Below are 24,697 nucleotides of genomic sequence, written 5' to 3'. Positions count from 1 at the left end.
GTTATCGTTCATTGCGCCGTTACAGCGGCTTCACCACGAAAAGGCCGTCGTCATGGCCCTCTTCCGCCCCGCTGTACACCTGCTCGGCCACGGTACGGACCGCGCTGCCTCTGGCGGCAAGGATCTGGTCCATGGCCCCGGCAAACCAGCCGGTAAACATGTAATCCACCTTGCGATTAACCTTGCCGTACACGTAAACGAAGGCGGAGTGCCGCAGCCGAACCTGGGCCGTACCGGCATCCACGTCGATCTGCTCGATATCGAAGAGTCCCCAGCCGCGCTGGGAGAGGCGCTTCATGTAGTGCTCATACACCTCGACGCCAACCAGTCCATGGCACTCGGCCTCTTTCTCACACCAGTGCCAGGCGGACTTGTAGCCAGCTTTGTAAAGAATCTCGGCATACTTCTCTGCACCGAGCACCTCTTCGATCCCCATATGGTTATTGACGAAGAAATGACGCGGTACATACAGCATGGGCAGTGCATCGGTGGTCCAGACGCCGGTTTCGTCGTCGACCTGGATTGGCATTTCGGGAGCATGTGTGGCCATGGTGAAACTCCAAACGAATGTGCTTGTGTAGGGTGGGCTACGCCGCGGTACGGTTGATCCACCCTACCGGTGATCGTCGAAGATCAGTGCAGGCTGAATCAGGTCATGGCAGGATCCAGCCGCGGATCTTCAAGAAATGAAATGACTTACTCGCCCCACACCTCGCTGAGCACCTTTACCCAGTTCTCGCCCATGACCTTGCGCACAGTGCGCTCGGACATGCCTCGCTTGAGCAGCGTCTCGGTCAGGTTGGGAAATTCGCCTACGGTGCGGATGCCCAAGGGGTTCACGATCTTGCCGAAGTTGGTTAATCGACGGGCGTAACCCTTGTCATGGGTGAGGTATTCGAAGAAGTCCTGGCCGTGGCCCTGGGTAAAGTCGGTACCAATGCCGATGGCGTCTTCGCCAACGATATTCATCACGTACTCAATGGCTTCGGCATAATCATCGATAGTGGATTCGATGCCCTTGGCCAGGAACGGCGCAAACATCGTAACGCCCACGAAACCACCATGATCGGCAATGAACTTAAGCTCTTCGTCGGACTTGTTGCGTGGATGCTCCTTCAGGCCGGACGGTAGGCAGTGGGAATAACAGACCGGCTTTTGGGATTCGAGAATGACTTCTTCAGAGGTCTTGCTGCCGACATGGGACAGGTCGCACATGATGCCGACGCGGTTCATTTCGGCAACGACCTCGCGGCCAAAACCGGACAGACCGCCGTCGCGCTCATAGCAACCTGTGCCTACTAGGTTCTGGGTGTTGTAGCACATCTGCACGATGCCTACGCCCAGCTGCTTGAAGATCTCTACGTAGCCGAGCTGATCCTCAAAGGCATGGGCATTCTGAAAGCCGAAGATGATGCCGGTCTTGCCTTGAGACTTGGCCTTACGGATGTCAGCGGTGGTGTAGACAGGCATGACCAGGTCACTGTTTTCGCGCATCAGCTTCTTTTGCGCCGCGATGTTGTCCACGGTCGCCTTGAAGCCTTCCCAGACCGACACGGTGCAGTTGGCTGCCGTCAGCCCTCCCTTGCGCATGTCCTCAAAGAGCTCACGGTTCCATTTGGCGATGATCAGCCCGTCGATAACGATGCTGTCGGCGTGCAGTTCAGTGGCATTCATCAGGGCAGCTCCCAGGTTTCGCGACGCCGGATCATGTGCCGACGCTTTGAAAGGAGCATATCCCTCAGGTTTTCTGCGCTATCGCGTAAAAACGACAGGGGGATTACCAGAAGCGTCAATGCGCGTTCAACAGGCAGTAACGGCTGACCGCGCCCTGTCTCCAGCGCCAGCCAAAAGCCGGGCAGACGCCTGGAGCAGAACGTTCTAATGCAGACGAAGGACGGAAAAGCGGAAAAATGTCGAAAAAAAACCCCGCAATGCCTTAGCAAGCACGCGGGGTTAAAATGCCCTGTTGGGCCTCAGTGTGTTTCGTCCAGACCAAGCGTAAGGGCGCTTTTCCCGGAAATTCGAGGAGCTAAGCGGCTCAACTCGACAAGAAGCGCTACTTTAGCAGCACCTTCCCAAAATCACCCTGTGACATATTGCCCCTCCCTGACGCCATTAGACTTTCGTTTTATTACAGATAAATAACCATCAGGCGCTCTGCTTACTGGAAAGCGACCTGCATGTATCCAGTACCGTCTTGTGCACTTGCCTTGCCGTTGACCGCTGCCAAGAATCGGTACGGGACTTAACGGAGGATTCGTCATGATGCATGCAGACCTAATCGACCAGGACGACTTCAGGGACCGCCTGATTGCACTGGGTATCGCCGTACCGTCGGGTACTACTCCCGAGCAAGCCTGCCAGCAGGCGCTATGCGGGCTGAACCCTGAACGAGTCACAGCCCTGCGGCGTCTGGTCGAAGAACTCCTGTCAGGTCATGCGACACTATTACCGTCCGTTCGCGAAGCTATTGCTCGTCAGCTGCTACCTGCCCTGGCCCAGCATCGCTAGGCCAGGGCAGCACGTCTATCAGCCAAGCCTTACACTGGCAAACGTCGACTCTCCTTGCGCCTGACTGAGCGCGGCCAGGGCCGAGGATGTCGGGAGTAAGGCCAACTCCTGCGGAACCGGCACCAGCATCACAGGCTGCCCCATCGATACGCCCTGCCGCTCATCACGCGGGGGAATCCCAAAATACTCCCGGTAACACTTCGAGAAGTGCGGCGTGGAAACGAATCCGCATACCGATGCCACTTCGATGATAGACATGGTGGTCTGTTTGAGCAGTTGTCTGGCTCGAATCAGGCGCAGCTTCAGGTAATAGCGCGACGGCGAACAGTGCAGGTATTTCTGGAATAAGCGCTCCAGCTGGCGACGCGACACATTCACGTAGACGGCCAGCTCGTCGAGGTCAATGGGCTCCTCCAGGTTGGCCTCCATCAGCGCGACGATTTCCTGCAGCTTGGGTTGATTGGTGCCCAGCATATGTTTGAGCGGCACACGCTGATGATCCTGCTCGTTGCGGATACGTTCATAAATGAACATTTCAGAAATCGCAGCGCACAACTCGCGACCGTGCTCACGGCCGATCAGGTGCAGCATCATGTCCATGGGAGCAGTACCTCCCGAGGAGGTGAAGCGGTTACGGTCGATGGAAAATAGCCGCGTCGTCAGTGATACACGCGGGAAGGCTTCCTGCATGGAGGCCAGCATCTCCCAATGCACGCTGCACTCGTAACCATCGAGCAGCCCGGCCTTGGCCAGCGCCCAACTGCCCGTGCAGACAGCGCCCAGCTTGCGGCCCTGCCGTGCCTGCGCCTGCAGCCAGCTCACATGTTCCCGCATGACGCTTCGCTGAATGCCCACACCGCCACACACGATGACCATGTCCATGGCCGGTGCAGCCGCGACAGCACTGTCCGGAGTAATTTGCAGGCCGTCACTGGCCTGGACCGGACGGCCATCCAGGCTGAGCGTAGACCAGCGGAACAGCTCACGACCCGACAGCTGATTGGCCATCCGCAGTGGCTCTATCGCCGACGCCAGTGAGATCAGGGTGAAGTTGTCCAGCAGCAGGAACCCGATGGATTGCGGAACACGGTGTTGTGGCTGACTTTGATTCAATGACATTGGAACGCCCTCTTCACGCTAAGCCCGGTATGGCCTCATCGAGGCTCTTTTTATCGTCGTGAGTCGTGTCCAGCTGCTGACGGAATCACCCGTTGTCACGGGATGTAACACCGCCAGGCCGTATGACCTTGGATAGAGGCTTCGCAAATGTCATGCCTACCTTGAACAGCCATTAAATTAAAAAGAAAGAAGATGCTTGGCAAAGCGGTTCCGAGGCTGGTAGTGCCAAAGGCCATCAGTGACCGATGGGTCATGGCAGGCTGTGTCCGTGTGCAAATCCGTAGCAACTCGCAGAGTTGGCTTGTGTGGAAAAAGATTTCTACAGTAACAAAGGGCGGATCGAATTTTCGCTTTCTGCCAAGCATTCCCTGCACAAAGATGCGCCAAAAGGTGGCAAAGCTTTCCCGGCGTGTGCAAATTCAGTTCAGGCTCACTAATTACCCACGGATCGCATTGCGGTGACGCTCATTACTTAACGTGAAATCCCCCTCAAAAAGCATATCTATTCCTTTTAGGCCGCCCCGGTAATCAATAAAAAGGACTATTAACTGTCCTATCGCCTACAGCCCCTATAGGCCATGGTCTGCATGTCTTTAGCCTGTACACGTAGAGGCAAAAAACAGCGTTTGGGACATAACAGGCGCAGCCACAGGTTGCAACATTGTCGGCTGCCTGGATGTTGGGTAACCTGAATGACTGAGCATGGCGACCGGCCATCTCGCAAGACGCTATCTCTATTTCGAGCACGGCTTGCCGGCTCGATGAAACTGGATGAACCAGACAGCTTGGCTGCCATGGCTATTAAAACGATAAAACTACTCGGCACCGAACCGGGCACCTTCTCGCTTTACCTTTGCGCCAATTCCAGGGCAGAGGTCGCCGTCGCTTTCCCGTTAGAAACCGGAAATGTCCAGGCATGCTCCCTTGGTCACAGGGAAGCGCTCGCGCTTTGATGCGTGAAACCTGGGTTTATCAGGCAGGCCGCTCAGGTGCCCTGCCTCTTACCGGTAGATCCTCTCCCTCAATGAATGGATTCTCTCTCATTCGTGAGGTCACCCAGAAGGCGAAAGTCATTACCTCTGGACCGCTTTCCGCCGCCTCAGGCACGGCTCTTTCCGGCCGCCCTGTTTCACCCGTTGTTTTAACGAACACTCCGATCATGAAATTGCCGCGGTCAGGGCCTGCCATACGGCACAACTGTGCTGGCTACGACGCCTCGACCTCTGGTTACGACGCCGCCTGCACTGGATGCGACGTGACTGGTAGGCGGTTGATGAACGATCGGTTACAGATAACCTATCACGCAGCGGAGTACATCGGCCTGACCCTTGCCGAACCACGCCCGTCTGCCACGATTTGCTGCCCTATGCCTTGTGCATGCGCGGCAGCATCAGGAAGGAGACATTCACCATGAAAGGTTGCAATGCGTTACTACTGGCCCTGAGCTTAGGCGCCCCGCTTCTGGCCCAGGCGGCCGAGCCCGAGTCCTGCGCCACCGTTCGCTTTGCCGATGTCGGCTGGACCGACATTACCGTCACTACCGCCGTAACGTCCGAAATCCTGCAGTCGCTGGGCTACAAGACCAAGACCAACATGATCTCCGTTCCTGTGACTTACAAGTCAATGCAAAACAAGGATATCGATGTCTTTCTGGGTAACTGGATGCCGAGCATGGCGGCCGATATCAAGCCCTACAGCGACAACGGCAGTGTCGAAACCCTGCGCGCCAACCTCGAAGGGGCCAAATACACCCTGGCAGTCCCGGAATACGTGTACGACGCCGGCGTGAAGACCTTTGCCGATATCGTCAAGAATGCCGACAAATTCGGCGGCAAGATCTACGGCATCGAGCCGGGTAATGACGGCAATCGCCTGATTCAGAGCATGATCGACAAAAATGCCTTCGACCTGGGCAAGTTCAAGATGGTCGAGTCCAGCGAAGCGGGCATGCTCTCCCAGGTTCAGCGAGCCGAGCGTCGCAAGCAGTGGGTCGTCTTTCTGGGCTGGGAACCGCACCCCATGAATACCCGATTCAAGATGAAGTATCTGGAAGGCGGTGACGACTACTTCGGCCCCAACCTGGGCGGCGCCACGATTTACACTAATGTGCGTAAAGGCTACGTCCAGGAATGCCCGAATGTCGGCAAGCTGCTGACCAATCTGAACTTCTCGCTAGGCATGGAGAACCAGCTCATGGACGACGTACTCAATGGAGGTAAGACGCCGGAGGCCGCCGCAAAATCGTGGCTGAAGGCAAATGCCCAGGTAGTGGACACCTGGCTGGCCGGGGTGACGACTCGAGACGGCAAGACCGCCTCCGAAGTCATGGCCAAGCTCACGCAGTAACCACCCCAACGACCTGGACAGCCCGGCCGCTAAAGGCGGGCTATCCAGGTCGCTGGATTGTTGATACTCAACTCCAGGGATTTTATCTATGTTCCTTACCGACCATAAGCTCCCGCTGGGGCAAGCCATTTCCGATTTTGTCGACTGGCTGATCATGAACTTCTCGGGATTCTTTGACCTGATTTCCGATGCCCTTTCTACCGTCATCTCAAGCACCACGGGAGCCCTGCTCTGGTTCAACCCCCTGGCCCTGACCGCGATCCTTGTGGCGTTGGTCTACCTCATTCAACGCAGCCTTGCCCTCACGCTGTTTGCCGCCGCCTCGCTACTTCTGATCATTAACCTGGGATACTGGCAGGAGACCATTGAAACCCTGTCTCAAGTCATCTTCGCCACCCTTGTCTGTATCGCCATTGGCGTGCCGCTGGGTATCGTAGCGGCCCATAAACCCTGGTTCTTCGCCACATTGCGTCCGTTGCTGGACTTGATGCAGACCGTGCCGACGTTCGTGTACCTGATCCCCACGCTGACCCTGTTCGGCCTGGGCGTCGTACCCGGCCTGATCTCTACCGTAATCTTTGCGATTGCCGCCCCGATCCGCCTGACGTGCCTGGGCATTCAGGACGTTCCGGAAGAACTCATGGATGCCGGTAAAGCCTTTGGCTGTTCCCGCTGGCAACTCCTGACACGGATTGAGCTGCCCCATGCCATGCCCAGCATTGCCGCGGGTATCACGCAATGCATCATGCTGTCGCTCTCGATGGTAGTAATTGCCGCACTCGTAGGTGCCGACGGCCTCGGCAAGCCTGTGGTGAACGCTCTGAATACGGCGGATATCGCCCTAGGCTTCGAAGCGGGCCTGGCCATCGTATTGCTGGCCATTCTGCTCGACCGTGTCTGCAAGCAGCCCAATGCCAGAGGAGAACACTGATGAGCGCAATTCGTTTCGAGAATGTCGACGTCATCTTCGGCAAACAGACCAAACAGGCCGTCGAGCTGCTGGACAAAGGCCTTGGCCGATCCGAAATCTTCGAGCAGACCGGCCAGGTACTGGGCGTAGAAAATGCCTGCCTGGAAATCCAGAAAGGTGAAATCTGTGTCCTCATGGGGCTGTCCGGCTCAGGCAAGTCCAGCCTGCTGCGCTGCATCAACGGCCTTAACACAGTCAGCCGCGGTCGCCTGCTCATCGAGCACAATGGCAGCGAAGTGGACATCGCCAATTGCTCGCCCTCGACCCTGAAGGAAATGCGTACCTCCCGCATCGCCATGGTGTTCCAGAAATTTGCCCTTATGCCCTGGCTGACTGTTGCGGAAAATGTTGGGTTCGGCCTGGAAATGCAGGGCCGCTCCACGGCCGTGCGCAAGAAAATCATCGATGAAAAGCTGGAGCTGGTAGGTCTTACCCAGTGGCGCAACAGCAAGCCCTCCGCACTTTCAGGCGGTATGCAGCAGCGCGTCGGTTTGGCCCGTGCCCTCGCCATGGACGCCGACATTCTCTTGATGGACGAACCTTTCTCCGCGCTCGATCCGCTGATCCGCCAACAACTGCAGGACGAGCTGCTCGCCCTGCAGAGCAAGGTCAACAAGACCATCGTATTCGTCAGCCACGACCTGGATGAAGCGCTCAAGCTCGGCACCAATATCGCGATCATGAAAGACGGACGCATCATCCAGCATGGCAAGCCCGAAGACATCGTGCTCAATCCGGCAGACGACTACGTACGAACCTTCGTAGCCCATACCAACCCGCTCAACGTGCTATGCGGTTACAGCCTCATGAAGCCGATCGAACAGTGTCGCCGCGAAGGCAATGAACTCTGTCTGGACAGCACCCGTGACTACTGGGCCAGCCTGAGCGATGCACGCAACGTCAAATCACTGCGGCGCAGCGGCGACAGTGTCAGCGTACAGCGCTGGGCGCCTGGCGAGCCGGTCGAAGCGCTCAAGCGTCAGCCTACCCTGGTCGACGCCAGCATTCGAATGCGCGATGCGCTGGAGATCCGTTACCACACCGGCAACAAGCTGATCCTTCAACAAAATGGCTGCGTGGTAGGTATTCTTGGAGATACCGAGCTGTATCATGCCCTCTTGGGTAAAAACCTGGAAAAAGGTCATGAGGAGTCCGAGGTGACTCCTCTACCCACCACCTTTTCCCAAGCAGGCTGACCCTTAATTTGCCGCTCGCCAGGGCGGCTTCAATCCTTCTGACATAAGCTTTTCGACTACTTTGGGCCTTGTACCTATAAGGCCCAAAGTAGTCTACGCACGCCTTAAGGTTTTTATTGATTGATCGTTCAATTAAAAAACAGTAGACTGAAAATAACTCAGGTGATGCGTGAATGCGAGGAGATAACCGCAATGCCAAAAGTCGGCATGCAACCTATCCGTCGTTCCCAGCTGATTGCTGCCACGCTGGAAGCGGTTGACGAAGTCGGGATGAGCGAGGCGAGCATTGCCCTCATTGCCAAGAAGGCCGGTGTATCCAACGGGATCATCAGTCACTACTTCCAGGACAAGAACGGCCTGCTCGAAGCGACCATGCGCCATCTGATGTCAGCGTTGCGCACTGCGGTTCGCGAGCGTCGCGTCACGCTGACCGATAACAGCCCGCGTGCCCACCTGCGCGCCATTATCGAAGGCAACTTCGACGACAGTCAGGTTAACGGTCCGGCCATGAAGACCTGGCTGGCCTTCTGGGCCAGCAGCATGCATCAGCCGGCCCTGCACCGCCTGCAACGCATCAATGATGCACGGTTGTATTCGAACCTGTGCTGTGAATTCCACAAGGCGCTGCCTGCACAGGAATCCCGCCGTGCCGCACGCGGTCTGGCCGCAATCATCGACGGCCTGTGGCTGCGCGGTGCCCTGGCAGGCGGTGAATTCGACATCGACGAAGCGCTGCGCATTGCCTTCGATTATCTAGACCAGCAGCTGGCCCGAGCGGCTAACTGAAAAGGGAGAGAATCATCATGACCCAGTTCGACACTCAAAAGCTCTACATCGGCGGCGGTTACGTCGATGCCACCAGCGGCAAAACCTTCCAGGCAATCAATCCGGCCAATGGCGAGGTCATCGCCCACGTACAGCAGGCCAGCCGGGAGGACGTTGATCGGGCCGTGGCCAGTGCTGCCGAGGGCCAAAAGGTCTGGGCCGCCATGACGGCCATGCAACGTTCCCGCATCCTGCGCAAGGCCGTAGATATTCTCCGTGAGCGTAACGATGAGCTCGCCGCCCTGGAGACGCTGGATACCGGTAAGCCGCTGACCGAAACCCAGGCCGTGGACATCGTGACCGGTGCCGACGTGCTTGAATATTACGCGGGCCTGATCCCCGCACTGGAAGGCGAACAGATCCCGCTGCGCGATACCTCATTTGTCTATACCCGCCGCGAGCCGCTGGGCGTGGTCGCAGGCATTGGCGCCTGGAACTATCCAATCCAGATTGCCCTGTGGAAATCCGCCCCAGCCCTGGCCGCCGGTAATGCCATGATTTTCAAGCCCAGCGAAGTCACTCCCCTGACGGCGCTCAAGCTGGCCGAGATCTATACCGAGGCAGGTGTGCCCGATGGCGTGTTCAATGTGCTCAACGGTGCTGGCGCCGAAGTAGGCGTAGCCCTGACCGAGCACCCGGGCATCGAGAAGATTTCCTTTACCGGCGGCGTGCCCACCGGCAAGAAGGTTATGGCCAGCGCTGCCGGCTCGACGCTCAAGGAAGTCACCATGGAGCTGGGCGGCAAGTCGCCACTGATCATTTTCGATGACGCCGACCTCGACCGTGCGGCCGATATTGCCATGATGGCCAACTTTTTCAGCACCGGTCAGGTATGCACCAACGGCACCCGCGTCTTTGTGCCCAGCGCGCTCAAAGAACGTTTCGAGACCAAGATCCTGGAGCGTGTACAACGCGTTCGTCTGGGCGACCCGCAGGACCCGAACACCAATTTTGGTCCTCTGGTCAGCACGGTACATATGGAAAACGTCCTGCGCTACATAGAGCGTGGCCGCAGCGAAGGTGCGCGTTTGCTGTGTGGTGGTGAGCGTATTACTACCGGTGAGTTCGCCAACGGCTGTTACGTGGCCCCTACGGTCTTTACCGATTGCCGTGACGACATGACGATCGCCCGCGAAGAGATCTTTGGTCCGGTTATGAGCATTCTGGCGTACGACACCGAGGAAGAAGTGATCCGCCGCGCCAACGACACCGAATACGGTCTGGCGGCGGGTCTTGTGACCAAGGACCTCGCCCGTGCTCACCGTGTGATCCATCGTCTGGAAGCCGGTATCTGCTGGATCAATACCTGGGGCGAATCTCCGGCCGAGATGCCTGTCGGCGGTTACAAGCACTCCGGCGTAGGCCGCGAAAATGGCCTGGTCACCCTCGGCAACTACACCCGCATCAAGTCCGTACAAGTTGAGCTGGGCGACTACGCCTCGATCTTCTGAATCGCATCACCGTTACCCGTAGGGTGGGTCAGCCGACGCGCATGACCCACCGCTTTCGCGCGAGCCGCTGCGTCACGCAGCCAATCTCGACGCCCTTTACGGAGGAGTGCCACCATGGCTAAAGAATTCGATTACATCATCATCGGTGCCGGTTCTGCCGGTAACGTTCTGGCGACCCGTCTCACTGAAGACAAAGACGTCACCGTCCTGCTGCTGGAAGCCGGTGGCCCCGACTATCGCCTCGATTTTCGCACCCAAATGCCTGCCGCCCTGGCCTACCCGCTTCAGGGTACCCAGTACAACTGGGCTTACCAGACTGACCCCGAACCACACATGAACAACCGACGGATGGAATGCGGCCGCGGCAAGGGCCTGGGTGGCTCTTCGCTGATCAACGGCATGTGCTACATCCGCGGTAACGCTATGGACTTCGATGGCTGGGCCAAGCTTGATGGTCTGGAGGACTGGACATACCTCGACTGCCTGCCCTACTTCCGCAAAGCCGAGACACGTGACGTCGGCCCGAACGATTATCACGGCGGTGACGGTCCGGTATCCGTGACCACTTCCAAGCCCGGCGTGAACCCACTGTTTGAAGCCATGATCGAGGCAGGTGTACAGGCGGGTTACCCCCGCACGGAAGACCTCAATGGTTATCAGCAGGAAGGCTTCGGTCCAATGGACCGTACCGTGACGCCCAATGGGCGACGTGCCAGCACCGCCCGTGGTTATCTGGATCAGGCAAAGGGCCGCCCCAACCTGACCATCATCACCCATGCCACCACGGACCGCATCCTGTTCAGTGGCAAGCGCGCCATCGGTGTAGCTTTCCTGGAAGGCAACAGCAGCGATATCACTACCGCTCATGCCACCCGTGAAGTGCTTCTGTGTGCAGGCGCTATCGCTTCGCCACAAATTCTCCAGCGCTCCGGCGTAGGTGCAAGTGACCTGCTACGCCAGTTCGATATTCCCGTCGTGCACGATCTGCCCGGGGTTGGCCAAAACCTGCAGGACCACTTGGAGATGTACCTGCAGTACGAGTGCAAGCAGCCAGTTTCCCTATATCCGGCGCTGAAATGGTACAACCAGCCGCAGATCGGTCTGGAGTGGATGCTCAAGGGTACCGGCATCGGCGCCAGCAACCACTTCGAGGCAGGTGGCTTTATTCGCTCCAGCGATGAATTCGAGTGGCCGAACATCCAGTACCACTTCCTGCCGATCGCTATCAATTACAACGGCAGCAATGCCATCGAAGCCCACGGCTTCCAGGCTCATGTGGGCTCCATGCGCTCGCCGAGCCGTGGTCGCGTTCACTTGAAATCACGCGATCCGCGCCAGCATCCCAGCATCCTTTTCAACTACATGAGCACCGAGCAGGACTGGCAGGAATTTCGTGACAGCATTCGTCTCACCCGCGAGATCATGCACCAGCCAGCGCTTGATCCCTATCGCGGTCGCGAGCTGAATCCAGGCGCGGATTGCGTAACGGATGCCCAACTGGATGAGTTCGTGCGCCAGCATGCCGAAACGGCCTACCACCCCTCCTGTACCAACAAGATGGGTACCGACGACATGGCTGTCGTCGACGGGCAAGGCCGCGTCCATGGCCTTGAAGGCCTGCGTGTGGTGGACGCATCGATCATGCCGCTGATCATTACTGGCAACCTCAACGCCACCACCATCATGATTGGCGAAAAGATTGCCGACCACATCCGCGGCCGTCAGCCCCTGGCCCGTAGCACCGCCTCCTATTACATGGCAAACGGCGCTCCGGTACGCCAAACACCGGCTCGAAGTGAAAAAAAAGAAAATAGAGTAAATTCACCAGTTTACAACTGATTTAGAATCGTTATAATGCGCCCATTGATGCCGGTATAGCTCAGCTGGTAGAGCAACTGACTTGTAATCAGTAGGTCCCGAGTTCGATTCTTGGTGCCGGCACCATCAAATTCAAAGGCTCGCAGAAATGCGGGCCTTTTTCTTTTGCGCTCAAAAATTCTTACGCCAGAACGCTTGGTTTACCTCTTTGCAAACAGAGGCGAAACATTCTGTTGCATCTTAACAATGCTATACATCCATCTGTTGAAACCTCGACTCACTCCGGGACTCAGGTCTATTGAGACAAGAGAAGAAGAGAGGTAAACAATGGCTAAGGCATTGATGAAGCTCCTGAAAGCACCTACCGACAGAGGCGTATTCGACTGGTTAGGTGATATGGAAGGACGCTTCGAATAACAGCTCCTAGTCAGCGATATGTTATTCAGCCCGCTGGGAGCAGGTCGCACGCAGGAATGGCCGCACCTCTCCCAATCAACCTCGCCTCCCCTACTTCAGTCTCTTGATCAGCTTCACCGCCCGGCTCCCTTATACTGGCGCCGCTTCGCTATCAAGCAGGCTCCAGAGTCGAACCTCGCCCGGTCGCGCGCTGGAAGGACATCTAACTTGAAAGGAAACCATTGTGGCAGCAGGTAGTTTTTTTGCACTTTTCGATGACATCGCCACGGTACTGGACGATGTCTCCGTCATGTCCAAGGTGGCTGCAAAAAAGACAGCCGGCGTATTGGGTGATGACCTTGCACTCAATGCGCAACAAGTAACTGGAATCAAGGCAGAGCGAGAGCTGCCTGTGGTCTGGGCCGTAGGAAAAGGCTCACTGATCAACAAGGCCATTCTGGTTCCCGCCGCGCTGCTCATCAGCGCCTTTGCACCGTGGCTGGTAACACCTCTCCTGATGCTAGGCGGTGCGTACCTCTGCTTCGAGGGCACAGAAAAGCTTGCGCATAAGTTTTTACCCTCTCATGGTCACGATTCTTCAGAGCACGTAAAAGCTGTCGCTGATCCAAACATTGACCTTGTGGCCTATGAAAAGGAAAAGATCCGCGGAGCGGTTCGAACAGACTTCATTCTGAGCGCGGAAATCATTGCCATCACCCTGGGTATTGTGGCTGAAGCGTCACTCATGCAACAAGTCGTGGTCATGTCACTGATTGCCATAGCCATGACTGTTGGCGTCTATGGATTGGTCGCCGGTATCGTAAAGCTGGATGATCTTGGGCTTTATCTATCCAAGCGCGGCGGCTCGGCTGTACAGGCAATCGGGCGAGGCCTTGTGAATGCGGCTCCGATGCTAATGAAGGGGCTATCCGTTGTCGGAACGATTGCCATGTTCATGGTAGGCGGTGGCATTCTGACCCATGGCATCCCGGCTCTTCATCATCTGATTGAAACCCTGGAACACGTGGCTGCAGGCGTACCGGCAATAGGCCCTGTTCTAGGCGTACTGACGCCTACGCTGTTCAATATTGTATTCGGCATCCTGGCCGGCGCAGTGGTCATGATAGTAGTCGGCATCGCCAGCAAGCTGTTTCGTCGCAAACCTTCCACCAGCCATTAAGCTCCGCCCGATCATAAGGCAGAACAACAGCAGGCCCAGGAGGCATAACCACTTCGGCCTGCCGTTAGCCTTTGCCATGAGCCGCAAAGGCTGCGTTCATTTGTCGATGGCCGCCTAGCCTTATTGAAAGACTCAGCCCACGCCATTCCTCTTGATCTCGACTATGGCGGCTGCCAAGCCATGAAAAATGCCTGGATCCAGACTCAGCTACTACCACAGCACAACGATATATAAACAACACTGGAAGCGTACGCCACCTCCATCATCACTCGCGCCCACAACGCATTAAGACCAGCCATAGTCATGACTCGGCGCCACACAAGCGTGGTGTCAGGAGCTGACAAGAGATACGGGAGAGGAGGCCTTGGCAGGAATTGAAAAGACGGCTGGAAGGGGGCAGCTGAAGTAATTTTCAATCCTATTCATACCTTATTTATGTCGCTTGCACAACGTTACTGTCCCCAGCTCAAGAGGCTACTAGAGCTTATACTCAGCCCTTGCGCAGCCTATCCAGAATCTTCTGTGTCTCCCGCTCTGCCTTGGCTTCGCTCGAAAGCTCTTTGGCCAGTATGCTCAATACCAGCATCAAATTGCCTCGACCTTCCTCGCTCAACACGTCCCACTCTTCAATCAGGGTCTCGAAAAGCAGGGCGCCTGTCATCGAGGGGCTGAAATCAGGTAAATCACCTGAATCAATGGCACGGGTAACAATAGCGATCAGCTCTTTTTCGTTCATCAACAGCTCTCATGATGTCGGGCGAATATGTAGAGCCTAATAGACAGCTATCTAGGCTCTAAAATACAAAAGGCCTGCATAAGCAGGCCTTAGCGTTAACGCGGAGCTTACTCAGAAGCACTGGTCTCCACGGCGGAAGTCAGCGCAAGCTTTTTGGCCGAGGCAATATCTGCCTTGCCGGAGCCTAGCTTAGGCAGCGCATCCACGTGAATCCAGGTAGAAGGCACCATGAGCGGGTTATAACCTGCTTCAAGCATGCGCTTTTCCAGCGCACCAGTGTCCAGAGGCTGCTCATGAAGAATCACAATACGTTCGCCTTTCTTGGCATCCGGCACATTGACAGCCATGACTTCGATTTCGGGGTTGTCGATCAGCTTGATGAGAGCCTGTTCAACAGAGCCCAGGCTAACCATCTCGCCCCCGATTTTCGCAAACCGTGAATACCGGTCCACGATGGTCAGGAAGCCATCCTCATCCAGTCGTCCCTTATCGCCTGTCACGTACCAACGTACGCCGTCAAGCTCATGAATGGCACTGGCTGTCTTGGCAGGATTGTTCAGGTAGCCCTGCATGACCTGAGGGCCGCCGATAAGAATCATGCCTTCTTGGCCTGTAGGTAACTCTTCAAAGCTTTCTGGATCAACGATCTTGAGACTGGTACCAGGTAACGGCATCCCTACTGTGCCCTGTTTACCGCCGCACTGTACCTGCATATAGGCTACATCAATGGCGTCCGGCAGGTTGACCGAGGCGACAGGCGCCGTTTCAGTCGCACCGTAGCCCTCATAAATCTCCTTGTTGAATTTGAGTTTGAAGGACTCGCGGACATCATCACTGAGCTTTTCGGCCCCTGCGACGATGATGCGCAAGCTGTCCAGCATAAGCGGGTGCACCTTGCGGTTACGGGTAAAGAGCCGCAGGAAGGTGGATGTGCCACACATGATGGTTGCACGGTACGTTGTGACAGCCTTGGCAATGCCCATGACATCGGTCGGGTCCGCATGGCAGACCATTGGCAGTCCTTCGATCAATGGCAGGAACTGTGTAACCGTCAAACCAAACGCATGGAACAGCGGCAGCGAGGCCATGACAACGTCGTCATTCTCAGTATTGAGCACATCGGATGTCTGCTTCAGGTTCGCCATGATATTACGGTGACTGAGCATGACCCCCTTAGGCGCACCCTCACTGCCACTGGAGAACAGAATGGCCGCGGTTGCCTCAGGATTGTGCGCTCGACTGAGTAGCGGCCGCAGCATCCAGGCAGGCAACAGGCGGATCGCCAGCCAGGTTGCCGCAAGCTCGGTCTTGCTGAACTCCTGTCGCATATCTTCCAGATAGACAACACGCCGCCCTTCCAGTACAGCCTTGACCGGCAACCCTCGCTGTTCAAGCTTTTCGACGAAACGCTTGGAGCTATAGACCGTTTGTATCCCGGCCTGCTCCAGTGCTGAACGGAGGGCCTCTTGACTCGCTGTATAGTTGAGATTGACCAGCGTCTTGCCAGCCAGCAGGGTTGCCATATTGGCCAGCACACCACCGGCACTGGTCGGTAGCAACAGCCCTACGTTCTGCTCTGGGCTGAGCTTGGTGATACGACGCGCCATGGCACTGCTGGCGGCAAGCGCCTGAGCCGCCTTCATTGGCTTGCCGAGGCTGTCGGCAATCGCCAACTGCCCGCTGTGACGCTTGACGGTTTCGATCCAGGCATCGGCCAGGGTTGGCAGGTCTTCCATATAGATCTGCCAGGAGCGAATGGTCTGGTCGAATATCCGTCGCTTGAGAACATCGGCAGGCGTGTCTTTGGGCAAGGTCTTGCCAAAGGCGACGACTACAGAACGGTGCAACGGTGAGTCGCGCAGTTCCTTCAGCTTGCTGGATGAGCGCGAGAACTGACTACCCCACAACCCACGCAAATAGAACGGTACGATCAGTACATCTGCATTGGCCTTTTCACATGCGCGCTCATAGCCCTTCCGAAATTCACCCAGCTGACCGTTGCGGCTGATGGCTCCCTCAGGAAACAGGCAGACCACCTCGCCAGCATTGAGCAATTCTGCTACCTGATCCAACGCCTGGGCAGCACCGGCACCCGGCTGAATCGGAATACAGCCTAAAGACTTGAAGAACCATCGCATGAACCACAGGTTGTAGATGTCCTTGAGCATCACGAAGCGAACAGGCCGTGGGCAGGCAATCTGCACAATCGCCCAATCGACCCAACTGATGTGGTTACCCAGCAACAATACACCGCCCTGTGCCGGCAGGTTTTGCAGGCCATGCACCTCCACTTTGTAATGACGGGTCATGAAGAAGCTGAGCAGAAAGCGGACCAGACTCTGCGGCAGCTTGCCTACCGTGTAAGCGCCACCTATCAACGCAACCAGAGCAATCAGGCCCAGCAGATAGCGACTATCGACGCCTAGCAGTGCAAAAACTGCCGTCAGGATCAGAAAGCCTAGCATGGATAGGTTCTGTATCCAGTTGCTAGCGGCAAGTACTGTTCCCAATTCCTTTTCAGGCGCGTGGAATTGAATCAGCGCGTTGAGCGGCACGATGAACAGGCCGCCCATCACACCGATGAAAACAAAGTTGAGCGCATGAGAGAGCGGTGAATCTAGCAGCAGCAAACCGCCCAGCCCCACGGCGATACCCAACGCCCCCAGCGGAACAAGGCCAGTCTCGATGCGATTGCGCGACAGGCTGCTTGCCAACGCCGAACCCAGCGCAATGCCGATACCGCTGCAGGCCAGGATGCCCTGGACGACCAGAGTATTACTGACGCCCAGACTGTCCTTGGCGTAGGACGGAAAGGCTGCCAGCATGACCTGCCCAACCGACCAGAATGTTGCCAGCCCAACAATGGCTAGGCGAATAACCGATTGCGCCTTGACCGTTTGCAGGTTTGCTACAGCCGCACGACCATGGATGTAATCCTGCCAGTTAAAGGGTCGGCTGGAGGCGGGTACTTCCTTGCCAGGCAAGCAGTACAACAGCGCCAGCTCAATCACGCTATTGATTACCAGAAGCCATCCGAGCGGGGCGATATCCCGCAGCATCTCGTCAGCTGTTTTCGACTCAGCAGAAAGGCTGCCTTCAAAAAGCGCGGTAAAGACAAACGTACCAGCCAGTATCGCTACGATCGAAACAGCCTGAACCAGGCCATTGGCCTCAGCGAGCCGCGCCTTTCCAAACAGGGTCTTGATATAGCCGTACTTGGCTGGTGAGTAAAAAGTGGCCTGTACAGCAAGCAGCAGCGTCATGGCAAACGCCAGCCAGAACCAGCCGGCATAGTACGACCAGGTAATCAGTCCGGTAATCCCGACAGCCGCCCAGGCTGATAGCCGCATGACGGATAGCTTGCGAAAGGTATCAGCCACATAACCGGAAGGGCTGAATAAGAGAATGAAAGGCAGAAGCATCAGCCCATTGACCAAGGCCGTCAGCACAATCTGAGTAGAGCCGTCATAGATTTTGAAGACGGTATTCTGAATGATGATCTTATGGCCCAGATCGACGAATGCGTTCAGAAAGATCGCGATCAGATAAGGCCAGGCGCCCGATAGTCGGTGCAGTTTGTCCATAACAAGCCTCTGGAGCGGGATGGAAGTGCAGGCAGACTGCCGGGGCCCTTCAAAATCCACAACTAAAATACAAAACGTAGCGTTAACAGATGTCTTAGGTATTAGTTTTCGATACTTTTGGTCGCCATTACCTTTTCCTTTCGAGATGCCGAGATGGCCCAAGTTTCTTCCCTGATCGAAACCCTGAAAAAACAGCTCAAAGCACACGGTAAGACGTATGCCGATGTGGCAGCGGCACTTGACCTGAGCGAAGCCTCGGTCAAGCGTCTGTTTGCGGAGGAGAGCTTTACCCTGCAGCGCTTGTCACTCGTATGCAATGTGATCGACATGGACATTACCGAACTCGTGCAAGCCATGTCCGTGCAGCAGCGACAAACCGATGAACTGAGCGAGGCTCAGGAACAGGAGATTGCCAGCGACGGCTTACTTCTGCTTGTAGCCGTGTGCGTGATCAACGGCTATAGCTTTACCAACATCATTGAGCAGTATCAGCTGACAGCCGCCGAATGCACCCGATTACTGGTACGGCTGGATCGTTTGAAGCTTATCGAATTGCTGCCCAACAATCGCATCAAGCTGTTGATCAGCCGAAATTTTCGCTGGCGTCCGGGCGGTCCGATCCAGCAATTTTTTCAGGAGCAAGTCGCCAAGGACTTCTTTCATTCACGCTTCGAAGGGGAGTCGGAGCAACTTCTGGTCTTCAACGGCCTGTTATCACGAACAGGAAATGCACAGTGGCAACAAAAGCTTCAGCGCTTGGGGCGAGAATTCAACAACCTGTGTGAGGAAGAGGCAGGACTGCCCATAACGCAGCGTTTTGGCACTACGACCGTCCTGGCAGTGCGGCAATGGCGCTATGGGCTGTTCGAACGTTATAGCAAGCGCTCCGCCGAAAAGAAAAAATCAGGCAAATGAGAGGCTCCGGTAGTTTCTACCCTATTTCCCAAATTTGATGCATAAGTTTGGCTATTTTATGGTCAAGTTCAAATATCCAAAACATAGAGATACCCAACCCTCGACTATAACTTGACGCCCCTCCGCTACTTTCTAGACTTCGGGATGGCGCTCTGAAATCGTCTGTATTGTTTAGTGCCATCTGTACCAGGGTCACTGTTTCTAGGATCGACCCGCCACTTCGTCAGAGAAATTCTGATTTACAGCAGTGTGCGTAGCCATCGGAGCGCCCGCTCCAGACGCGTCTTCCGCCTGACGTTCATGGCCTGCTGATATTGCCGTCCTGACATACGCATGGAATGCCTGCCACCTGCCGGGCTATCTCCGCTTGTTCATCTGCGCCCGGCTTTTGAAGACCTTTCAGCTATGCCAAAGGGGTAAAGATGAAGAGTTTGGGTTATTCGTTGGAAACGGCCACGTATTCGGAGCAAAAATCTTTCTATTTAGGAATAGTGGCCGTCTGTATCTTATTGGCCATCTCTCTTTTTTTCAGGCTACATGATTTTGAGAAGGTAACAGGCTCCCAGAACCTGGAAGCGAGTTACCATGTCCTGATTACTCTGAATGCGTTAAACGAGTCCGATGTCACGCACCATTGGTATCTACCCACCATTTCGCTAGGCGAAGAAAAGGACAAGCACATCGCCTGGGGCGCGACCATTCCTACACGAACAGGTGATTACGTCTATACCAGTTTTACGCCCTATGGCTTTCTGGCACCCTACTTTGCACTGAAGGTATCGGGCCAGAATATATCGTTGGAAAGCTTGGCCTTTTTCAATTTTGTCCTAGGCTCGGTCATCACGCTGCTGCTGTTTACCTTCTTGTTCAAGGTTCTTCGCTTCAATGGTCTGAACGCGTGGTCAGCAGTCTCCGGCGCACTCATGGGCTGCGTAATTGGTATTTTCAGCCGTGAGGCTTTGCTTTCCCATGGCGTTATCTACTGGGTACAAAGCTTCTATCAGCTGATCCTGCTGTCTTCGCTGTTTGTCTTGTTCAAGTACTGTTCAGTGACCGATATACAGAGTCGTCAGCGCTACGCCTGGGCGCTTTGTGCGCTGGCCTTCTTCGGCGCATTAACCGAATGGACAGGATACTTCTTCAATTTCGGGCTGTTCTGCATTCTTTGGGTAAACACCCTGAGAATCGAGGGCTCACGGTGGCTATCCAAGAAAATCTGTATAGCCACCATCCTGGCAGGCGTTATCACTATCCTGCATTACAGCCTTGCTGCCGGTTTGCTGCCCACACTCAAAGCCTTCGCCAGACGCTTCCTGGCCCGTAGCGCGGGTGCCGGCAGCTTGTCCGATCTGCTGCATGCCTATGTGCTCTCATATGGCTATTTCATCGCAGCCATGCTGATAACAGCGGCGGGACTCATCTGGCTGAAGAAAAGCCAGAGTACGTCAAACAGAGCATTATCGATTACGCTGGTGGTTCTCATCGCGGCCAGCGTACCGCTACTGGAAAACCTGATCATGCTTCAGCATGCCACGCAGTTTTCATTTGACCGTTTGAAGTTCATCTTCCCGGCAGCACTGCTGATTGGGTTGTCCTTGCTTTACTTCAGGACCAAAGGCAGAACCGTATTGGCAGGTCTGATCACCCTGGCAGCAATACAAGGCTGCATGACGTATAAGAAGGACATTACCACTTACGCGACCTGGCCCCAGATTGATGAGCAAAACAAGCAGCTGGCATCGCTGGTCGAGCAGGAGCTGAATGTTAAATGTGCAGTGCTATCTACTGACATGAGCGTTCGCGGCTATGCAAACCTGCTCTTTCATCGGGGTATTTATGAGTTGCGACCGCAGCCAGCAGACTTTCGCAATGACCCGAGCAATTGTGGTGGGGTTTATCTGGAAGGCAGAGATTTTCAGGTCGACTTGCCTGAGTACACCAAGGCAACCATTACCGAGAAGGATAATCGCGTTGTGACTTTTGTGAAGGATCAGGGACAATGGCGGCGATTGGAACGGTTACAGCGACAGAAAGGATAAAGCCAGGCAGTTCTTAACCTGAATTATCCATGAGCGGCGCGGCTATTCCGCGGCGGGCGCGCCGTACGATATAACTGAAGTCATAATCAATCATTCTCCCTATCTTCTATATTTGCTGATCGTTCGGCTGGCAGCGAAGTCCTGTATCGACACCATGGGCCAGCGCATAATAGGAGCCATTATTACACCGTGAGTGTGAGCAATATTTATGCTTCCCAACCGCCCTCGTTGGCGTACCCTGGCTGTATTGGCCCTTCTTCTTGCGCCCTTGCTTTGGCCCTTGCATTACGCGGCTCACAGATACTACAGCCAGCAATTGGCTGAGCAGAACCGACAAACGCTGGATCTCTACGTAGCGAACCTATTGGGTACGCTTCGGCGCTATGAAGTCTTACCGGATCTGCTGGGCGATATGCCCGCGCTTCGCGCCTCGCTGCATGATCCGGTCGATGCAGATACGCAAAGATCAGCTAATCAGTTACTGGAGCGGATTCGGCAGCGTACCGGGGCAGACGTGATTTACCTGATGCGAGCCGACGGATACTGCCAAGCCACATCGAACTGGAATGAGCCGGACAGCTTTGTTGGGCGTGATTTTTCTTTCCGTCCGTATTATCAGGAAGCAATGCAGAACAAATCCGGTCGTTTCTTTGGACTTGGAACCACATCCGGTAAACGAGGCTACTATTTCGCAGCGCCCGTACATGATGGTGGAAACGTCATCGGAGTCGTGGTCGTCAAAGTAGACCTGGATGGCCCTGAAAAGCTCTGGGGACGAACGCCTGAACAACTCCTGGTCACTGACAGCTTTGGTGTAGTGATCCTGACCTCCCGCAATGAGTGGCGCTTTCGAGCCAGCCGCCCGTTGAATGATGAACAACGTGACGTTATCGCACGCAATCTGCCTTACCCCAGGGGCTCACTCGAACCCTTGGAAATTAGTGATAACCAGTGGCTAATCCAACAGCGCTTTCTAGATGAAATTGGCTGGACAGCACGAATCCTGGCTCCCCGTGATTTGCTTGAACGTCAGGTACGTAGCGTTCTATACATCGGAGGGGCGACACTATTAGCCCTGCTGCTTCTGTTGGCCGTCATGACCTTAAGGCGTCGGCACTATCTCGAGCGAATCGCATTGGATGCCCGCGCTAAGCGCGATCTGGAGTTGAGCGTACAGGAGCGTACTCAGGACTTGCAGACGCTAAACCAACGCCTGCAACAGGAGGTACATGATCGCGAGCAGGCCCAGCGTGAACTTATGCGAGCACAGGACGAGGTCGTACAAGCGGGAAAGCTGTCTGCTCTGGGCACCATGTCAGCCAGCATCAGCCATGAGCTGAACCAGCCGCTGGCGGCCATTCGCAGCTATGCCGAAAACGCAGCGGTCTTGTTGGATCATAGTCGAGTGGATGACGCCCGTGGCAATCTGAAGCTGATTGGTGAATTGACGACGCGCATGGCCAATATCATCTCTCACCTCAAGGCGTATGCTCGTGGTGCACGAAGAGCACCAGAAAGCGTTGCGCTACAAGCAGCGCTGGAAGACTCGTTAGCATTACTGGCAGCCCGTCGGCGGGCCATGAACGTCGAGCTGATTAGGGATTTGCCTGACGCTCCATTATGGGTGCAAGCAGGTGAAACACGGCTGCGCCAGATTATCAACAACCTGCTCACTAATGCTCTGGATGCGTTGATAGAAAAAGGGCCGCCTCGTCGACTTTGGTTGATTGCCAGTCAGGATGAGAAAGGCGTGACACTGATTATCCGCGACAATGGCCCAGGCTTTTCTGCTGAAGCACTGGCTAGAGCACATGAGCCGTTTTTCACAACAAAGGCGACTACCCAGGGGCTTGGGCTGGGTCTTGCGATCTGCGATACATTACTTCGCGCATTAGGCGGACGCCTGCACCTGTCCAATCATATGGAAGGCGGTGCCGAGGTTCGCCTGTTCTTATTACACGGCAAGCCTGGCGTAGCATCAGTACCGCAAGAGGAAATGCGTGGTTGATCGCTCGGATCGCTCGGCTTATGCAAAACTTATGACGACAACAATACTTCATTCATGCTTAATGATGATCAGGTTTTAAATTACTCATGACGTCTCCTCTGCCTTTCGATACCAATAGCCAAGTGCTTTTGATCGACGACGACCCTCACCTTCGTCAGGCCTTAAGTCAGACACTAGACCTAGCAGGGCTTAACGTTATAGCGCTTGCAGATGCGCGTACGCTGGACGTGCAACTTGTACGTGAATGGCCAGGCGTTGTAGTCAGTGATATCCGCATGCCTGGTATCGACGGTATTGAGCTCCTAGAGCAATTGCATAACCAGGACGCTGATCTGCCTGTCGTATTGATTACGGGGCACGGCGATGTTCCATTGGCTGTTCAGGCCATGCGGGCAGGCGCCTATGATTTTCTAGAGAAGCCTTTTGCGAACGATGCTCTGCTTGATAGCGTACGTCGTGCACTGGAAGTTCGTCGCCTTGTCCTTGAGAACCGCAGCCTTAGGCTGGCACTGGCTGAACGCAAGGAATTGCAGACCCGGCTGATTGGCCAAGCACCTAGCATGAGCCGCTTACGTGACCAAATCGGCGCGCTGGCATCTACTCATGCTGATGTACTCATTCTAGGAGAGACAGGAGCAGGCAAAGAGGTTGTTGCCCGGGCACTGCATGATCTTTCTACACGAAAAGGCGGGCCCTTTGTCGCTATTAATGCTGGCGCACTGGCCGAGTCGGTGGTCGAGAGTGAACTTTTCGGCCATGAGCAAGGCGCATTCACAGGTGCCCAAAAACGACGCATCGGGAAGTTCGAGTACGCTAACGGCGGAACTGTCTTTCTGGATGAAATTGAAAGCATGAGTCTGGATGTTCAGGTCAAGCTATTGCGGCTGCTTCAAGAGCGCGTCGTAGAAAGAGTTGGTTCCAACCAGCAGATACCATTAGATATTCGAGTAATAGCTGCAACCAAAGAAGACCTGAGACAAGCGGCAGACCAAGGCCGCTTTCGAGCCGACCTTTATTACCGCTTAAACGTTGCCAGTCTGAAGATCCCGCCCCTTCGTGAGCGAAGCGAAGATATCCTGACACTCTTCCGTCACTTCACCGAAGCAGCCGCAGCGCGGCATCATTTACCCTTACGGGAGCTGGATGGCTCACAGCGTGCTGCTCTTATGGGACACCGCTGGCCTGGAAACGTCCGGGAACTACAAAATGCAGCAGAACGGTTTGCATTGGGACTAGAGCTCGCTTTGGACAACCATGATGCTCATAGCTCTGCAGCTCCGTCCGCTCATGTTATGGAAATGTCAGGCTTGACCGGCAACCTGAGCGAGCAGGTGGAGTCATTCGAGCGGGCGCTACTTGTGCAGGAGTTAAACCAATCACATGGCTCATTGCGCAGCATGGCGGAAGCGCTGGGGCTGCCACGCAAAACGCTTTCAGACAAGTTGAAAAAGCATGGCCTACATTTCAACGGTGGAGCAAGCGAAGATATTGAGCAGGGTTCTTAGCCTATAGGCTTCAGGACTTTTTAAGTATCTAAGGGCAGGCATTGGTACAACCTGCCTCTTTTAAGGTCGGGAATAGCCCATCGTTTTTATTTCCTGCT

Annotated in this window: 19 protein-coding genes and 1 tRNA gene; 14 read left to right on the top strand and 6 right to left on the bottom strand. The window is 55.4% G+C overall.

The features are described 5' to 3' along the window. Positions 1 to 19: 19 nt before the first annotated feature. Complete coding sequence (locus PLU01S_RS08175; protein ID WP_074827213.1) at positions 20 to 550, bottom strand: DUF5943 domain-containing protein; 531 nt, start codon at positions 548 to 550, stop codon at positions 20 to 22. 146 nt (positions 551 to 696) lie between these two features. Next, positions 697 to 1,674 carry a dipeptidase gene (locus PLU01S_RS08170; RefSeq protein ID WP_074827216.1) on the bottom strand — a complete coding sequence of 326 codons (978 nt, stop codon included), beginning with the start codon at positions 1,672 to 1,674 and terminating at the stop codon, positions 697 to 699. A gap of 588 nt (positions 1,675 to 2,262) precedes the next feature. Here PLU01S_RS08170 and PLU01S_RS08165 point away from each other — a divergent pair. Further along, entirely contained in the window at positions 2,263 to 2,511 is a 249-nt protein-coding gene (locus tag PLU01S_RS08165) for a hypothetical protein (RefSeq protein ID WP_010796209.1), read from the top strand. Between the two features lie 18 nt (positions 2,512 to 2,529). On the opposite strand, the gene gbdR is transcribed toward PLU01S_RS08165, so the two are convergent. Continuing rightward, positions 2,530 to 3,630 (bottom strand): choline metabolism transcriptional regulator GbdR, encoded by a 1,101-nt coding sequence (gbdR, locus tag PLU01S_RS08160; protein ID WP_010796210.1) that lies wholly within the window; start codon positions 3,628 to 3,630, stop codon positions 2,530 to 2,532. A gap of 692 nt (positions 3,631 to 4,322) precedes the next feature. Between gbdR and PLU01S_RS08155 the strand changes: the two genes are divergently transcribed. The 6 genes from PLU01S_RS08155 to betB all read left to right on the top strand — a co-directional run bounded on the left by PLU01S_RS08155 (position 4,323) and on the right by betB (position 10,418). Further along, a complete protein-coding gene (locus tag PLU01S_RS08155; RefSeq protein ID WP_074827218.1) occupies positions 4,323 to 4,583 on the top strand; it encodes a hypothetical protein in 261 nt (86 codons plus the stop codon). A 457-nt stretch (positions 4,584 to 5,040) separates the two neighbouring features. Next, complete coding sequence (locus tag PLU01S_RS08150) at positions 5,041 to 5,976, top strand: choline ABC transporter substrate-binding protein (protein WP_074827220.1); 936 nt, start codon at positions 5,041 to 5,043, stop codon at positions 5,974 to 5,976. A gap of 88 nt (positions 5,977 to 6,064) precedes the next feature. Further along, positions 6,065 to 6,907 carry a choline ABC transporter permease subunit gene (gene choW / locus PLU01S_RS08145; protein ID WP_074827222.1) on the top strand — a complete coding sequence of 281 codons (843 nt, stop codon included), beginning with the start codon at positions 6,065 to 6,067 and terminating at the stop codon, positions 6,905 to 6,907. Further along, positions 6,907 to 8,142, top strand: a complete 1,236-nt coding sequence (choV, locus tag PLU01S_RS08140; protein WP_074827223.1) for a choline ABC transporter ATP-binding protein — start codon at positions 6,907 to 6,909, stop codon at positions 8,140 to 8,142. The genes choW and choV overlap by 1 nt, the downstream gene beginning before the upstream one ends. A gap of 192 nt (positions 8,143 to 8,334) precedes the next feature. After that, positions 8,335 to 8,928 (top strand): transcriptional regulator BetI, encoded by a 594-nt coding sequence (betI, locus tag PLU01S_RS08135; RefSeq protein ID WP_074827225.1) that lies wholly within the window; start codon positions 8,335 to 8,337, stop codon positions 8,926 to 8,928. 17 nt (positions 8,929 to 8,945) lie between these two features. Next, on the top strand, positions 8,946 to 10,418 hold the full coding sequence (gene betB / locus PLU01S_RS08130; protein WP_074827227.1) for a betaine-aldehyde dehydrogenase: 1,473 nt from the start codon (positions 8,946 to 8,948) through the stop codon (positions 10,416 to 10,418). Here the strand turns inward: betB and PLU01S_RS26305 are convergent. Further along, positions 10,400 to 10,534, bottom strand: coding sequence for a hypothetical protein (locus PLU01S_RS26305; protein WP_256205514.1), 135 nt, complete (start codon positions 10,532 to 10,534; stop codon positions 10,400 to 10,402). The two genes, betB and PLU01S_RS26305, sit on opposite strands and share 19 nt — an antisense overlap. Between PLU01S_RS26305 and betA the strand changes: the two genes are divergently transcribed. The 3 genes from betA (at position 10,533) to PLU01S_RS08115 (ending at position 13,812) form a co-directional block, all read left to right on the top strand. Beyond that, entirely contained in the window at positions 10,533 to 12,257 is a 1,725-nt protein-coding gene (gene betA, locus PLU01S_RS08125; protein ID WP_074827230.1) for a choline dehydrogenase, read from the top strand. The genes PLU01S_RS26305 and betA overlap by 2 nt on opposite strands. Before the next feature lie 29 nt (positions 12,258 to 12,286). Continuing rightward, positions 12,287 to 12,362: transfer RNA gene (locus PLU01S_RS08120), tRNA-Thr, on the top strand. 514 nt (positions 12,363 to 12,876) lie between these two features. After that, positions 12,877 to 13,812: a DUF808 domain-containing protein gene (locus PLU01S_RS08115; RefSeq protein WP_074827232.1), complete on the top strand. Its 936-nt coding sequence runs from the start codon at positions 12,877 to 12,879 to the stop codon at positions 13,810 to 13,812. A gap of 490 nt (positions 13,813 to 14,302) precedes the next feature. Here PLU01S_RS08115 and PLU01S_RS08110 read toward each other — a convergent pair whose 3' ends face one another. Together PLU01S_RS08110 and PLU01S_RS08105 are read right to left on the bottom strand one after the other, a co-directional pair. Beyond that, positions 14,303 to 14,548, bottom strand: coding sequence for a hypothetical protein (locus PLU01S_RS08110; RefSeq protein ID WP_010796219.1), 246 nt, complete (start codon positions 14,546 to 14,548; stop codon positions 14,303 to 14,305). A 107-nt stretch (positions 14,549 to 14,655) separates the two neighbouring features. Beyond that, entirely contained in the window at positions 14,656 to 18,132 is a 3,477-nt protein-coding gene (locus PLU01S_RS08105) for an acyl-[ACP]--phospholipid O-acyltransferase (RefSeq protein WP_074827234.1), read from the bottom strand. A gap of 153 nt (positions 18,133 to 18,285) precedes the next feature. Between PLU01S_RS08105 and PLU01S_RS08100 the strand changes: the two genes are divergently transcribed. From PLU01S_RS08100 to PLU01S_RS08085, 4 genes are all read left to right on the top strand, one after another. Beyond that, the gene (locus PLU01S_RS08100) at positions 18,286 to 19,047 is read left to right on the top strand and encodes a helix-turn-helix domain-containing protein (protein ID WP_074827236.1); all 762 of its coding nucleotides are present in this window, start codon (positions 18,286 to 18,288) and stop codon (positions 19,045 to 19,047) included. Positions 19,048 to 19,469: 422 nt separating this feature from the next. Then, positions 19,470 to 21,086: a hypothetical protein gene (locus PLU01S_RS08095; protein WP_074827239.1), complete on the top strand. Its 1,617-nt coding sequence runs from the start codon at positions 19,470 to 19,472 to the stop codon at positions 21,084 to 21,086. Between the two features lie 208 nt (positions 21,087 to 21,294). Further along, positions 21,295 to 23,094 carry a sensor histidine kinase gene (locus PLU01S_RS08090; protein ID WP_074827241.1) on the top strand — a complete coding sequence of 600 codons (1,800 nt, stop codon included), beginning with the start codon at positions 21,295 to 21,297 and terminating at the stop codon, positions 23,092 to 23,094. Positions 23,095 to 23,180: 86 nt separating this feature from the next. Continuing rightward, positions 23,181 to 24,599 (top strand): sigma-54-dependent transcriptional regulator, encoded by a 1,419-nt coding sequence (locus PLU01S_RS08085; RefSeq protein ID WP_074827247.1) that lies wholly within the window; start codon positions 23,181 to 23,183, stop codon positions 24,597 to 24,599. The last annotated feature ends 98 nt before the right edge of the window (positions 24,600 to 24,697 follow it).

The organism is Pseudomonas luteola NBRC 103146, from assembly GCF_002091675.1.
In the GTDB taxonomy this organism is placed as follows: domain Bacteria; phylum Pseudomonadota; class Gammaproteobacteria; order Pseudomonadales; family Pseudomonadaceae; genus Chryseomonas; species Chryseomonas luteola.
The sequence above is the reverse complement of the archived record's forward strand: the minus strand, read 5'-3'. Positions and strand labels throughout refer to the sequence as shown.

What these genes read in the sequence shown, in the direction of transcription:
- PLU01S_RS08175 (WP_074827213.1), bottom strand. Translation starts at nt 550, where the DNA reads ATGGCCACACATGCTCCCGAAATGCCAATCCAGGTCGACGACGAAACC.
- PLU01S_RS08170 (WP_074827216.1), bottom strand. Translation starts at nt 1,674, where the DNA reads ATGAATGCCACTGAACTGCACGCCGACAGCATCGTTATCGACGGGCTG.
- PLU01S_RS08165 (WP_010796209.1), top strand. Translation starts at nt 2,263, where the DNA reads ATGATGCATGCAGACCTAATCGACCAGGACGACTTCAGGGACCGCCTG.
- gbdR (WP_010796210.1), bottom strand. Translation starts at nt 3,630, where the DNA reads ATGTCATTGAATCAAAGTCAGCCACAACACCGTGTTCCGCAATCCATC.
- PLU01S_RS08155 (WP_074827218.1), top strand. Translation starts at nt 4,323, where the DNA reads ATGACTGAGCATGGCGACCGGCCATCTCGCAAGACGCTATCTCTATTT.
- PLU01S_RS08150 (WP_074827220.1), top strand. Translation starts at nt 5,041, where the DNA reads ATGAAAGGTTGCAATGCGTTACTACTGGCCCTGAGCTTAGGCGCCCCG.
- choW (WP_074827222.1), top strand. Translation starts at nt 6,065, where the DNA reads ATGTTCCTTACCGACCATAAGCTCCCGCTGGGGCAAGCCATTTCCGAT.
- choV (WP_074827223.1), top strand. Translation starts at nt 6,907, where the DNA reads ATGAGCGCAATTCGTTTCGAGAATGTCGACGTCATCTTCGGCAAACAG.
- betI (WP_074827225.1), top strand. Translation starts at nt 8,335, where the DNA reads ATGCCAAAAGTCGGCATGCAACCTATCCGTCGTTCCCAGCTGATTGCT.
- betB (WP_074827227.1), top strand. Translation starts at nt 8,946, where the DNA reads ATGACCCAGTTCGACACTCAAAAGCTCTACATCGGCGGCGGTTACGTC.
- betA (WP_074827230.1), top strand. Translation starts at nt 10,533, where the DNA reads ATGGCTAAAGAATTCGATTACATCATCATCGGTGCCGGTTCTGCCGGT.
- PLU01S_RS26305 (WP_256205514.1), bottom strand. Translation starts at nt 10,534, where the DNA reads ATGGTGGCACTCCTCCGTAAAGGGCGTCGAGATTGGCTGCGTGACGCA.
- PLU01S_RS08110 (WP_010796219.1), bottom strand. Translation starts at nt 14,548, where the DNA reads ATGAACGAAAAAGAGCTGATCGCTATTGTTACCCGTGCCATTGATTCA.
- PLU01S_RS08105 (WP_074827234.1), bottom strand. Translation starts at nt 18,132, where the DNA reads ATGGACAAACTGCACCGACTATCGGGCGCCTGGCCTTATCTGATCGCG.
- PLU01S_RS08100 (WP_074827236.1), top strand. Translation starts at nt 18,286, where the DNA reads ATGGCCCAAGTTTCTTCCCTGATCGAAACCCTGAAAAAACAGCTCAAA.
- PLU01S_RS08095 (WP_074827239.1), top strand. Translation starts at nt 19,470, where the DNA reads ATGAAGAGTTTGGGTTATTCGTTGGAAACGGCCACGTATTCGGAGCAA.
- PLU01S_RS08090 (WP_074827241.1), top strand. Translation starts at nt 21,295, where the DNA reads ATGCTTCCCAACCGCCCTCGTTGGCGTACCCTGGCTGTATTGGCCCTT.
- PLU01S_RS08085 (WP_074827247.1), top strand. Translation starts at nt 23,181, where the DNA reads ATGACGTCTCCTCTGCCTTTCGATACCAATAGCCAAGTGCTTTTGATC.